The following is a 12,198-nucleotide window of genomic DNA, read 5'->3' on the forward strand; positions in this document are numbered from 1 at the left end:
CAGTTTTCAAGCATGAGGTGAAATGTCGTATTCGGCTTGAGGACCGTGTTATCGCCGTCCTTCAAGCTAGCTGTAGGTTCCGTCCAATCTATCGCGACGGCGTAGCCGCACCGAGACTCCTTCACCAAGCCATCGCGTTTTCAAGTTGGAGTTGAAAGCTATGGCGACGTCGCTGCAGGTCCTGCCGGGTTTGGCGGCGGCAAGTGCAGCTTCCAACCTGGCAACGTTCCCTTCATGCAACCGGCGTATGTGATCCGACGGCTTACCGATCGCGACATCGTGCGCATCAGCGGAGAGGTCTAGCCATGACGCCCGCCGCTGAACTCGAAATTGCTCTGCGAGCCCGTCTGGAAGACGTCTTCGGTCCAGCGAATGTGACACGTGGAGATGCGTGCGCAGCGCAAAGAAGAGGCCCGCAAAATCCGTGCTGGGCTTGCCGTTAGCGCTGCGCACCAATGTTGCAATGACCTCGGCGGATTCATTGGCCTCGCGCGCGCCTGAGCGGATAACGTCTCTCGCTTTGAGCATGCCGGCGTCGGAAATAGCGGTAGCTTCCCGCATCATCGCGAATTCCGAGTCCGATTTCACGCCGCGGATCCGGGTCACGGCGTTAGTGCAGTAGACGATGTTCGCGCCTGTCGAGCGAGATTTGAACTTCTTAACTGTCAGCGGGCAAGAGCCGTTCTTCCAGACCGGTCCATTTGCGGCCGACGCCATCGTCCAAGATGAAGTCGATGGTCTCCTCCCGTTCGGGGTAGCGATGAGCGCCTCCGAATAACCAGTGACACGACTGCGATCGACAAACATCTGATGGATCGCCGCCGGCCAGACCATTCTGCGCGTCAGGAAGGTCGGCTACTCATCCGTTAAAGTCACGACCAGCCCCCGCGGAACATAGCCCGACCTCGAAGTGTATCCGGAGAGATATATGATGTTAGCCGGAGCCGTGACCACCGCTTCGACCTTCGCCGCTCTATCTCCGACTTGACGGCGGATAATCTCCGCAGATACCCGCCGCGGGCGAATGCTTGCGAAGCCTTAGGCATTGCCATGTGCAAACTCCTTCTGGAAAGAGTGGGTCGTTCTCTCGCGTGGATCGAGGGCGGGCCGGCGGATCTTTTCGTGTCATTTGTGGCGGGATCGTACATCGGCGCCGCTACGAATTCAGCATCTCCAAGCAGTACCTGATCGCGAGCTCAGCTGTCGGAACGAGCAGATCGTCCGAGGCTCCGAAAGTTGGCGTGTGCACGCCGGACTCGTTGCCTTGCTCCTTGCTGCCAAACCAGAAGTAGATCGAGGGCACGCACGCGGAGTAGAATCCGAAATCGTCGCTGCCGCCGCCTGCGCTCGACGACTTCAGGTCGGAAAACTTGTCTTTGCCCACGGTCTCGACCACCAGCCGCCGAAACCTGTCAACCATCACGTCGTTGTTAATGACCGGCGGTTCACCGAATTTGTGGGAGAACTCCGCTTTCCCGCGGTGCATCGTCGCGACCCCTTCAGCTATTTCTCGCACGCGCTGAACCAGGAGCTCTCTCCGCTCACAACGGCTTGTTCTGATAGTTCCGGTCATCGTAACTGACGGGCAAATGATATTTGTGGCTTCGCCACCTGCAATCGTCCCGATTGTGACGATCGCCCCGTCATCGAAGGGCATTTCCCGCGACACGACCTTTTGGACCTCATTGATGAATGCCCCGGCCATCGCAATTGCATCCACGCCCGCATGCGGCCTCGCGCCGTGGGCCATGGTCCCGATAAGTGTGATCGCGAACTGATCGGCGGATTGTGTCACAGCGCCTGGGCGTGCGCCGAACATCCCCGCGGGCAAATCAGTTTTGACGTGGAACCCAACAGCAGCGTGGAAGCCGCTAAGCAGGCCCTGCTCAGCCACTGATCGTCCGCCGAGTGGCTCCGCCTCCTCGGCGGGCTGGAAAAACACGCGAAGCTTGCCAGAAAAGCTCTCTCGCATCCGATGAAACGCAAGTGCGGTACCCATAGCGATCGACGCATGCAGGTCATGACCGCACGCATGCATATGACCTGGGACCCGGGACTGATAGGACAAGTCGTCCCGGGTTTCCTGGATCGGCAAGGCATCGATGTCGCCCCGTATGGCGACGGAGCGCTGCGGCCCGGAGGCTAAACCGTGGATGTCGACGTAAAGGCCGGTTTTGTGAAAGGTCTTCGCATCGAACAGCCCAAACCGTTCAAGCGTTTCGCGGATCCGCTGTTGAGTTTTCCACTCGTTGTTGGAAAGCTCCGGCTCGCGATGCATAGCATGCCGCATTTCGATCACCACGTCCTTTTCGGAACTGGAAAGCAGATTGTTTGCGCTTGTGTTTGTAGTCCTCTTCATCTTCGCGGCCTTCCAGTTGACGCTTGAGTCAATGTAGCAGGTCGGGTAGGCGGGGAGCAGCGACTAGCGTGGCTATCGCGCAGCAATGCTGCAAGGTTGTCGTCCGATGCGCACAATCTGAGAGCATCTGATCCTGGCGGGCGCCGGATCGCAGGGCCTCGGAAGAGGCCCTGCACAACCAAAACAAGCTAACGGCGCGCCTGTCGATCGGGACTACCATCACGGCCCCGGAGCCGTCAGCTTCTCAGCTCTTTGGTCATCCTCTATCCGAGGCCTGCGCCCTGCTCCCTGAATGCTCTCCAGTCGATCGGCCGCTCCAGCGCTGCTCGTTCGCGCCTCTGCCGAAGGAAATGGTGGGTCTTTGGGCAAATATGGCGCCGGCCTTCAAAATAATTGCGGCTGCAAATGACAATATCATTGCGACACGTCGCAGCTCCGTACCCCAGCTCCAGGCTTTCACGCAAGGCGAGGCATCGGCCGGTATTGTGGACAGCCGAGCACATGAGGCGCGGAAATCCGGGACGCCATTGGAACGGTCGTCGCGTGCGAGGGCATCTACGCGGTGACCTCGTTTACCCTCATCGTGCGGGATGTCGCAATAGGAGGTGCGCTAGCCTACATCGATCCGCTGCTTTCCGCTCAGGGTATGCTGGCTGTACCAAAAGCGCTCCGCTACGGCCCACGACTGACGTGGCGCTCGGCGAGCTGGCTGCGGAGATTCTCATGAATTCGTAGCGAGCAGAACGAGTCAGCCAGTATAACTGTTGGCGGGCATGGTTAAGATCTTTCGCTTCAGGTCCTCGATGATCCGGTCGACTAGCGCAGTATCGGGCCGGACCGGCCTCCCTCCCTGCAGATCTTTGCCGGCGTCCACTCGCATAGCGCCGGTGGCTGGAGGGCATGTGGCGCTGATCGTCGTGTGCCGCCCGTTGCCACTGCCACGCATATGCACGCTCGCCTCCAAGGAGGGTTCAATCGTTCGTGCGCTGATCCGCGCTTCTAGTCTAACTCAGCGGCGGGCGAAGCGATAGGGCACCGAATATGGTGTTGTTCGATCTCGACGTGATAGTCGAGCCCGACCCGCCATTCGGCATGGACCCACGGCTGGCCCGGAAGCGGTTTGAGAATTGGCGCATCAATTTCCTCGAAAGCTGGCGCCGTATGCGGCCATACTGACGCAGTACCCGTTCGTCATTGAGCTTGGCCAGCCACTAGGCGATCGCGCGGTTGAGTTCGGCCAGGCTGTAAAAAGTTCGGTTGCGCAACCGCCGCAGCAGCCAACGCTCGATGATTCCCACCGCAGGCCTCGACCTTTGCCTTATCTCTCGGGCGAGGCGGCCGTGCCGGAATGCTGCGCCATATCGCTGTAGCTGCGGTCGACTATGGGGTCACAGAGGCAGGCCTCGATCACCGCGATCTTGGCGTTGTGGGCACCAGCAGTTGCGTCGCGTCACCAAAAAAGCTGTAGGCCGCGTCGTTTCCCGCGATCCAGTCGCCGAGCTGCTCGGTCCACGTCGCTAGCGGGAATGACAAGCTGGATGCGCCCATGACCGCAACGAAGCGCGCGATCATTTCGGAACTCCGCGCGCCATCAAATCGGTACGGTGCGCGCGATGACCTCGGAATCGACAGACCACGGCGGTGAGCGCCTTCTCGGCCATCCGGCGCGGCTCCAGGAAACCCGGGAAGTAGGAGCCCTTGCGCAGCTTGGGATGCGAAGCTCGACCGTGCCGGCCAGGTCTCCCAGGTCCGGTCGAAGCTCACCGTTGCGCTGGGCCAGACGCTCGGGGTTCTTCTCGCCGTAGGCTGCACCGACCTGGCCTTCGACTTCCAGCTCCATCAGCCGCTGGGCAGCAAAGCCGATCATCTCGCGCAAGAGATGGCCGGAGTTCGAGACCCTGACGGCTCGCTTCCGTCTTTCCGTTCCACGCATCACTCGAGGGCGCAGGCGCGCATATGACGCGGGTTACGCTCGGGAAGAGCCGGGTGCGGGAAGTCTGCCCGCCCGGATCTGTGAGGGCGAAGCCGAATGGCTGAGTTACTCGACCACGACCCCGGTACAGGACCACGATGTCAAAAACCGGAAGTTTGCTCATTCGGCGGATTGCGGGTGCGACAATGGAAATTTAGCCCACTCGAGTAGGATCACAGCGATTTCTCGCACGCCGAGCGCAGGCGCTCAAGCACTTAGCGACGTCTGCATCGATGCTCGCAACGGCTGCGCCAGCTCCCCCGTCTGCAAAGGTGGCGGTGCTGACTTATGAGTCGACGCATTGCAGTGAGGATTTGCTCGGCATCGACGACGTCGCGCAGCGCGCACGAATTGGGATTGGCGGCAAGGGTGCTCATAGTGGAGACCATTCGGACGACATAAGAGGACCATTGTCGCCGCGTATCGAAGTGTATGCTGGCGGAGGCTCCGCAGCCGCCGGTGGCGACGATTCCGACACCAAAGGCACGAACGATATTGCATCTGCCGAAGCCGGCAGCACCAGTTGTTGAACGCGCCCGGCGTCGCCAGTCATGTACCTGCTGTGTCCGGCAGCCATGGCGGCGGGCGATATCGATTGCAATCGCACCCGGCTCAAGGCTTTCCGCGGCGATCTGACCCTTCAGGCGTGCGGACGTCCGCTGCCAGGCGCTGGTGAGGCGTTGCCGGCGCGCTGTATGTCTTGCGTACACGAGCACTGTCGCGCTGCTTGGCTAACAGTTTGAACGAGGGTTGGAAGAAGTTTACGAACAGCCGCGCTGATCGACAGAGTGCGGCCAGCAGCTCGGCCGCTTCCAGGCGAGTTCGTCGACATCACCGGATTCCATCGCAAACATGCGATGCGTCTACTTCGAGGCCAGGAAGACGTAAGCGCAGGCCGACGGGCGCGACGTCGGATCTATAATGAGGCGGAACACAACGCGCTCGTGCTGCTTTGGGAGGCGTCAGACCGGATCTGCGGGAAGCGGCTGAAGGCGTTAATGCCTGCGCTGATTGAAGCGATGGAACGGCACGGCCACCTCGACCTTGCTCCCGAGATCCGCGACAAACTTTTGGCAATGAGTGCTGCGACGATCGACCGCGCGTTGGCACGGGTCCGAGAAGGATTAGGTCGCAAGCGCCGACGGCACGCGACGCACTCGTTGCGTCGCAGTATTCCAATACGGACGTCGGCAGATTGGAACGATCCGGCGCCGGGGTTCGTCGAGGCTGACCTTGTAGCGCATAGCGGTCTATCGGCGCGCGGCAGCTTCATCCAGACCCTCGTGCTCACCGACATTGCTACCGGCTGGACGGAGTGCGCTCCTCTGATCGTGCGCGAACAAACACTGTTGAGCACGGTGTTGACGGAATTGCGCAAACAATTGCCTTTTGCGCTGGTCGGCCTCGATACGGACAATGATACGGTGTTCATGAATGAGACGCTGAAAGCCTACTGCGATGCGGCCAACATCGTCTTCACGCGTTGCCGGCCCTACCGGAAGAACGACCAGGCGTTCGTCGAGCAGAAGAACGGTGCCGTCGTGCGCAGGATGGTCGGCTATCGTCGGCTCGAGGGCCTGGAAGCGGCCAAGCTGCTGGCTGAACTCTATCGATCGGCGCGGCTGTTCGTGAACTTCTTCCAACCCTCATTCAAACTGATGGCCAAGCAGCGCGACGGTGCTCGTGTGCGTAAGACATACAGCGCACCGGCAACGCCACACCAGCGCTTGGCCGCCGACGCCCGCACGCCCGATGCGATTCGTCACCATCTCCAAGAAATCTATGCCGCTCTCGACCCGGTCGCGTTGTTGCGCGACATCCGCGGCGCGCAGGAACGCCTCGCGGCGCTCGCTGATACGCAGCCAATCGCCCATCCTGCTGCGGCATCGCAACCGATCGATCTCTTCCTGGCAAGCCTACGAACCGCCTGGAAAGACGGAGCTATGCGACCGACGGATCGGCCAATCGTGAAAGCGAAAAGAGGCCGGCGGCGTCCCGACCCGCTCATCCGGGCAACGCTAGATTTGCGAAAATGGTTTGAAGCCGAGCCTTGGCGGACTGGTAGCGAACTGCTCTCCCGGTTGCAGGCGGAATATCCTGGAGCCTATCCGAACAAGCTTCTTCGAACGCTTCAGCGTAGGCTTAAATCCTGGCGCAGCGAGCAAGCGAACGCGTTGTTGTTCGTTCCTACGGAGGAAACGCTGCTGGGGCATGAGGTCACAACAACCCAATGATGTGGCAGACGCCAGCGGAGGAGGCCGGGCGCTCCGAAACCCCGGCCATCTCCGCACCCGGCCTCCTCCTCAACCCAAGCCGGGAGCAAAATAAATGAGGCAACCGATCGCACCCGGGAGCATCAATACATGAGGCAATACGCGCTCTCATCCTGATTGTCGCGCTATAAGTGCGGCGCGGCGATCAAAGTGAGAGTGCAGCGTCAATCCAGATGAGAATGCCGCCACTGGACGGGAACGTCGGGAGGGCGTAGCCCGACCGGAGTTTCCGTCCAGCGGCGGCGGCCTTTTCGAGGCCTCAGGTGGTCGCGGTCGGCCGGTATGCCGGTGGTTTTTCCGATTCGGAGGAATCACTTTTGTGCCCGGCCGCCACATAACCGTCCATCAATTGAGATGGGATGGTTGCCGCCCTCCCCAGACGGCATCGTAATGTGCCAAGAACGCAGTGTTTGAACCCCGAAGCGAAGAGGACGGCAAATTGATGGATACGGTGATCGGAGTGGATCTAGCCAAGAATGTGTTTCAGCTCCACGGGGCGTCAATGGCGGGACACTTGAAATTTCGAAAGAAACTGTCGCGGCTTCAGTTTCGGAAGTTCATGGCGGGCCACCCATCGGCAGTGGTGGTGATGGAAGCCTGTGGCAGCGCCCACTATTGGGCACGGGAGATGGTCAAGCTCGGCCATGAAGTGAAACTGATCGCTCCGCAATATGTGAAGCCTTTTGTGAAACGCCAAAAGAACGACGCGGCTGATGCCGAAGCAATCGTGATCGCGGCACAGCGCCCCGAGATGCGCTTCGTCGAGCCGAAATCGGAAGAACAGCAGGCCAGGGCAGTGCTCTTTCGGGCTCGGAAGCGCCTTGTTCATCAGCGCACCGATCTGGTGAATGCGCTGCGTTCTGTTCTCTACGAATTCGGCCATATCATCCCGCAAGGAATCGAACAACTTAAACGCATTGACGCAATCCTCGAAGATCCGAACAGCGATCTACCAGAACTGGTCCGCGAGGAATGTCGGAGTCTCATTGATCAGATCGCCTACAAGACGGAGCGGATCGATGCCAAGGCAGAGCAGCTCAAGAAGTTGGCGACGCGGACGGTCACGGCGCAGCGGCTGCAGACAATGCCGGGGGTCGGCCCGCTGACCGCACTCGCGATCGAGGCTTTCGCGCCCGACATGGCGGCCTTTCGACGTGGCCGAGACTTCGCGGCTTGGCTCGGCTTGGTCCCACGGCAACATTCCTCAGGGGGAAAGGAAAGGCTCGGACGCGTTTCGAAGGAAGGACAGGCGGACATTCGCCAGTTGCTCATCGTTGGGGCGATGTCGCGGCTGAACTGGCTCGGGCGCAAGTCGATCCCTAGCGGATCCTGGCTGGCGCAGATGCTGGCGAGGAAGCCGCGCATGCTTGTGGCGATCGCCTTGGCGAACAAGATGGCTCGGACGATTTGGGCCATGCTCACCCGGAAGGAGGATTATCGGAACCCAGCGCAGGCAGTGACGGCATGACTGCATGCAGCACGAAATAGCCTGACGTTGGCGAAGGGGGTGTGAGAAGGCGACGACCCGAATGGGCGCAACGATCGAACAGATCTGGATCAGGAAACCAGCTAGAGCCAAAGAGCCGACGTGCTCGGAGATGAGAATTGGACCTGGTCCGCGGATCACCATACCGGCCAGCGGCTTCTGAAAATGCCGTAAAGGAAGGCCTGACAGAAGACCGCACTCGATCACACGCCAAAGGGTCAGAAACTTCTTGCATTGCGGGCGGCAACCACAGAAGGCTCTACATGAAGCTCAGGAAGACCCATCCGACGCCTGTCGCCGCGGCGAAGGCGTCGATCAGCGTGGCAACGGCCTACCGCATCGAGAAGGATCCAGTACTACCTTCGCAGAAGAAGGAGCCGCGCGCACGACGGCGTCCCGATCCAATCGCCGACATTTTCGACTCTGAAGTCGTGCCGCTGCTGCGGGCAGCGCCCGGCATCCGGCCCGTGGCCATTTTCGAGGAGATGATGCTGCGCCATTCCGAGTTGGGCGAGGGCGTGCGCCGGACGCTGGAGCGGCGCATCCGAGGCTGGCGTGCCATCCACGGTGAGGAGCAGGAGGTCATCTTCCGCCAGGCGCACGAACCCGGCAGGCTCGGTCTGTCGGACTTCACCGAGGTGGCCTCGTTCGGCATCACCATCGCCGGTCAGCCGCTCGACCACCGACTCTATCATTTCCGGCTCGCCTATTCCGGCTTCGAGCACGCCCATGTCGTGCTCGGCGGCGAGAGCTTCGTGGCGCTGGCGGAAGGCCTACAGAACGCACTCTGGTCCCTCGGTGGGGTGCCGCGCGAGCACCGCTCGGACAGCCTGTCCGCCGCCTTCCGCAACCTGGACAAGGACGCGCGCGAGGACCTGACCCGCCGCTATAACGAGCTGTGCAGCCATTACGGCATGACACCGTCACGCAACAATGCCGGCATCGCCCACGAGAACGGCTCGATCGAGGGGCCGCACGGCCATCTCAAGCGGGCGATCGAGGATGCACTGTTGCTGCGTGGCACCGTCGACTTCGATGATCTCGCCTCCTATCGCCGCTTCGTCGACGAGATCGTCGGCCGCCGCAATGCCCGCAACGCCAAGCGCATCGATGCCGAGCGCGCCCAGCTTCGGGAGCTACCTGAGCGGCGCACCACCGACTATGAGGAACTCAGCGTGCGCGTCACTTCCTCAGGCGGCTTCACGCTGCGCAAGGTCTTCTATACGGTGCCCTCGCGCCTGATCGGCCATCGCTTGCGCGTGCGCCTCTACGACGATCGGCTCGATGTCTTCATCGGCGGCACGCATCTCATGACGCTGCCGCGCGGGCGTGCTTCCCCGTCCGGCAAGCATGACCAGGTCGTCAACTACCGGCACGTCATCCATTCGCTCAGAAGGAAGCCGATGGCATTGCTCAATCTGGTCTATCGCGATCGGCTCTTCCCGCGCGAGGCCTACCGGCGGACTTTCGATCTCCTCGTCGAGCGTCTGCCCGAGCGCCAGGCCTGCCGCATCATGGTCGAGCTTCTTGGCCTCGCCCACGAGCGCGGCTGCGAGAGCGAACTGGCCGAGGAGCTGTCCATCTGCCTCGACAATCACCGGCTCCCCGACATGGCCGCGCTGCGTGCCCGCTTCGCGCCCGATCCCGCGCGCCTACCCAACGTAGTCGTCCGCCTGGCGCCGCTTCAGGCCTACGAAGCGCTCATCGGCGCCAGCCTGGGAGACGCAGCATGAAGAGCGCCTCGATTGACCCCGCCAAGCTCAGCCTGCTCCTTAACGAGCTGCGACTGCCCGCCAGCAAGGTGATCTGGCCACAGTTCGCCGAGCAGGCCGACAAGGAGGGCTGGCCCGCCGCGCGCTTCCTCACTGTGCTCGCCGAGCACGAACTGGCCGAGCGCGATCGCCGCCGCATCGAGCGGCACCTCACAGAGGGCCGCCTTCTGCCCGGAAAGACCCTCGAGAGCTTCGAGTTCGACGCCGTGCCGATGGTCTCCAAAGCTCAGGTCATGGCCATCGTCGCCGGCGACACCTGGTTGGAGAAAGGCGCAAACCTGCTCCTGTTCGGCCCGCCCGGCACCGGCAAGAGCCATCTCGCCTCGGCGATCGGTCTCGCCCTCATCGAGAACGGCTACAGGGTGCTGTTCACCCGCACCACAGATCTCGTCCAGAAGCTGCAGCAGGCCCGCCGCGACCTCGTCCTCGAGAGCGTGCTGGCCAAGCTCGACAAGTTCGACCTGCTCATCCTCGATGATCTCGCATACGTCACCAAGGACCAGGCCGAGACCAGTGTGCTCTTCGAGCTGATCAGCGCCCGTTACGAACGGCGCTCCATGCTGATCACAGCCAACCAACCCTTTGGCGAGTGGGGGAAGATCTTCCCGGACCCCGCTATGACGCTCGCCGCGGTCGACCGGCTCGTTCATCACGCCACCATCTTCGAGATGAATGTCGAAAGCTACCGACGCCGCGAGGCCGCTGAGCGCAAAAAGGGACCTGGACGCCCAGCGTCATACGCCACACCCGCCAATATCGCCCCTGATTGACGCGCCGCGACAATCAACCTGACAAAGCACTTGCGCGCGTCAATCAAACCCGCGGATCATCACATCCGCCGCGACACCAGATTCTCATCCAGATTGTCGCGCACCTCTCTCCCAGATCGCCGCGCTACAGTCGAGAGCTATCGCAGGCGCACCGCGCTCGACGGAAAACGCGGTCCGGGACGGCCGACCTCGCACGCGACACCCAAAGCCATCGCTGATTGGGGCTATCGCGGTATCATCTATTGCGAAGGCTATCAGGCCTACAAGACCATGACCCGGGAGACGCGTGCGGGCGCCCTGTCTGGGCCGCTCGCCTTCTGCTGATCGCATCTACGGCGCTAGTTTGTGAAGATCGCGCGTGAGGCTGCTCCGGCGCCAGCTCCAGTTTGCCGCGAGGCCCTTAAGCGCATCGCCCAGCTCAACGCGGTCGAGAAGGCACTTCGGGGCCACTCTGCTGCCGAGCGCTGCGCGGGTCGACAAGCTCATGCCAGACCTCTGGCAGCAGCCTTGAAGCAGTGGTTTGAGGCAACTCTTGATCATCTTGCGGGGAAGAGCGACACGGCGAAGGCTCTGCGCTATTCGCTGCGCCATTGGGACGGCCTGACGCTCTACCTTGATGACGGGCGCATCGAGATGGACACGAATGCGGTCGAGCGTGCGATGCGGCCAATCAAACTCGATGCCAAGAATGCCCTGTTCGCTGGGTGCGACGAGGGTGCCGATAATTGGGCATTGCTGGCCTCGCTCATTGAAACGTGTAGGCTCAATGTCGTCAGCGCCTAGCCCTGGCTCTCCGGCGTGCTCGCAAAACTCATCAATGGCTGGCCTGCGGCGCGACTGGACAAACTGCCTCCCTGGGCATCGACCTACAGGATGCATGCGCACGATCCGAGGCTGGCAGCATGAGCCTGAACACGACCGCCGTCCGGATCAGGATAACCCTCAAGGACGTGAATGACCTTGCCCCACAGGCTTAATCCAGATTGAAGTTCGCGCTGGCCCAAACAAGGACCAGAGCATGAAGCGTAGCCGCTTTTCGGCAGAGCAGATCATCGGGATTTTGAAGGAGCATGAGGCCGGGGTTTCGGTTGCCGATCTGTGCCGCAAGCGCGGCGTCAGCGACCCCAGCATCTACAAATGGAAGGCCACTGGAGTGTCGGAGGCCAAGCGGCTGAAGACGCTGGAGGACGAGAACACACGGCTGAAGCGGTTGGTGGCTGATGCCGTGCTGGACAATGCGGCGCCCAAGGATCTCGTGGGAAAGAATGTATGGTCCGCCCCGGTCCGTGCAAGGGTTCGTAACAGCAAAAATGACGCTTCCAATTGCATAAATGTATCCGGCCTCTCGCGAGTGGACTGCTGTTGCAGCCAGGCCATGACGAGATCCGCGCACGCCGTTCGCGATAAATGGTTCGGGCACGAAGCCCGCTTTTTGCCCGCGGGCAAGCGGAAAGCTGTCGCGTATCTCATGGTTGCCCACGGGATGAGCGTACGGCGGGCGTATAAAGCCATCGGCTGCTGCCGCATGACCATCAGATATCTGACAACCCGGGCGGACGCGTCCGG

At 61.4% G+C, this 12,198-nt stretch carries 7 protein-coding genes and 6 pseudogenes; 7 read left to right on the plus strand and 6 right to left on the minus strand.

Going from position 1 to position 12,198, the window contains the following annotated elements; all coding sequences use genetic code 11:
• Nucleotides 1-66: 66 nt before the first annotated feature.
• The 6 genes and pseudogenes from XH90_RS39325 to XH90_RS36040 all read right to left on the minus strand — a co-directional run.
• On the minus strand, nucleotides 67-807 hold the full coding sequence (locus XH90_RS39325; protein WP_245502108.1) for a M24 family metallopeptidase: 741 nt from the start codon (nucleotides 805-807) through the stop codon (nucleotides 67-69).
• Nucleotides 808-1,156: 349 nt separating this feature from the next.
• Nucleotides 1,157-2,359 (minus strand): M20 family metallopeptidase, encoded by a 1,203-nt coding sequence (locus XH90_RS36020; RefSeq protein ID WP_128929852.1) that lies wholly within the window; start codon nucleotides 2,357-2,359, stop codon nucleotides 1,157-1,159.
• An 831-nt stretch (nucleotides 2,360-3,190) separates the two neighbouring features.
• A pseudogene (locus XH90_RS39330) lies at nucleotides 3,191-3,919 on the minus strand (IS21 family transposase); the annotation flags it as partial.
• Nucleotides 3,920-3,990: 71 nt separating this feature from the next.
• Nucleotides 3,991-4,292: pseudogene (locus XH90_RS36030) on the minus strand (transposase); the annotation flags it as partial.
• Between the two features lie 254 nt (nucleotides 4,293-4,546).
• Nucleotides 4,547-5,047, minus strand: coding sequence for a transposase (locus XH90_RS39990; protein WP_128929851.1), 501 nt, complete (start codon nucleotides 5,045-5,047; stop codon nucleotides 4,547-4,549).
• Nucleotides 4,971-5,147: pseudogene (locus tag XH90_RS36040) on the minus strand (ISNCY family transposase); the annotation flags it as partial. The gene XH90_RS39990 and the pseudogene XH90_RS36040, both read right to left, overlap by 77 nt.
• Between XH90_RS36040 and XH90_RS36045 the strand changes: the two are divergent.
• The 7 genes and pseudogenes from XH90_RS36045 to XH90_RS36075 all read left to right on the plus strand — a co-directional run.
• Complete coding sequence (locus tag XH90_RS36045; protein ID WP_371746383.1) at nucleotides 5,108-6,565, plus strand: ISNCY family transposase; 1,458 nt, start codon at nucleotides 5,108-5,110, stop codon at nucleotides 6,563-6,565. The pseudogene XH90_RS36040 and the gene XH90_RS36045 sit on opposite strands and share 40 nt — an antisense overlap.
• Nucleotides 6,566-7,046: 481 nt before the next feature.
• Entirely contained in the window at nucleotides 7,047-8,072 is a 1,026-nt protein-coding gene (locus XH90_RS36050; RefSeq protein ID WP_164934317.1) for an IS110 family transposase, read from the plus strand.
• A 281-nt stretch (nucleotides 8,073-8,353) separates the two neighbouring features.
• The gene (istA, locus tag XH90_RS36055; protein WP_128929850.1) at nucleotides 8,354-9,823 is read left to right on the plus strand and encodes an IS21 family transposase; all 1,470 of its coding nucleotides are present in this window, start codon (nucleotides 8,354-8,356) and stop codon (nucleotides 9,821-9,823) included.
• Nucleotides 9,820-10,632 (plus strand): IS21-like element helper ATPase IstB, encoded by an 813-nt coding sequence (gene istB / locus XH90_RS36060; RefSeq protein ID WP_128929849.1) that lies wholly within the window; start codon nucleotides 9,820-9,822, stop codon nucleotides 10,630-10,632. The genes istA and istB overlap by 4 nt, the downstream gene beginning before the upstream one ends.
• Nucleotides 10,633-10,854: 222 nt before the next feature.
• Nucleotides 10,855-11,538: pseudogene (locus XH90_RS36065) on the plus strand (transposase); the annotation flags it as partial.
• A 112-nt stretch (nucleotides 11,539-11,650) separates the two neighbouring features.
• Nucleotides 11,651-11,902: pseudogene (locus tag XH90_RS36070) on the plus strand (transposase); the annotation flags it as partial.
• Between the two features lie 159 nt (nucleotides 11,903-12,061).
• Nucleotides 12,062-12,190, plus strand: a pseudogene (locus XH90_RS36075) (IS3 family transposase); the annotation flags it as partial.
• Nucleotides 12,191-12,198 lie beyond the last annotated feature (8 nt).

Origin of the sequence: Bradyrhizobium sp. CCBAU 53338, assembly GCF_015291665.1 — a bacterium.
Classification (GTDB): Bacteria; Pseudomonadota; Alphaproteobacteria; order Rhizobiales; family Xanthobacteraceae; genus Bradyrhizobium.

Excerpts from the sequence above, each read along its gene's own strand:
- XH90_RS39325 (WP_245502108.1), bottom strand. The coding sequence starts at position 807 with ATGTTTGTCGATCGCAGTCGTGTCACTGGTTATTCGGAGGCGCTCATC.
- XH90_RS36050 (WP_164934317.1), top strand. The coding sequence starts at position 7,047 with ATGGATACGGTGATCGGAGTGGATCTAGCCAAGAATGTGTTTCAGCTC.
- istB (WP_128929849.1), top strand. The coding sequence starts at position 9,820 with ATGAAGAGCGCCTCGATTGACCCCGCCAAGCTCAGCCTGCTCCTTAAC.
- XH90_RS36020 (WP_128929852.1), bottom strand. The coding sequence starts at position 2,359 with ATGAAGAGGACTACAAACACAAGCGCAAACAATCTGCTTTCCAGTTCC.
- istA (WP_128929850.1), top strand. The coding sequence starts at position 8,354 with ATGAAGCTCAGGAAGACCCATCCGACGCCTGTCGCCGCGGCGAAGGCG.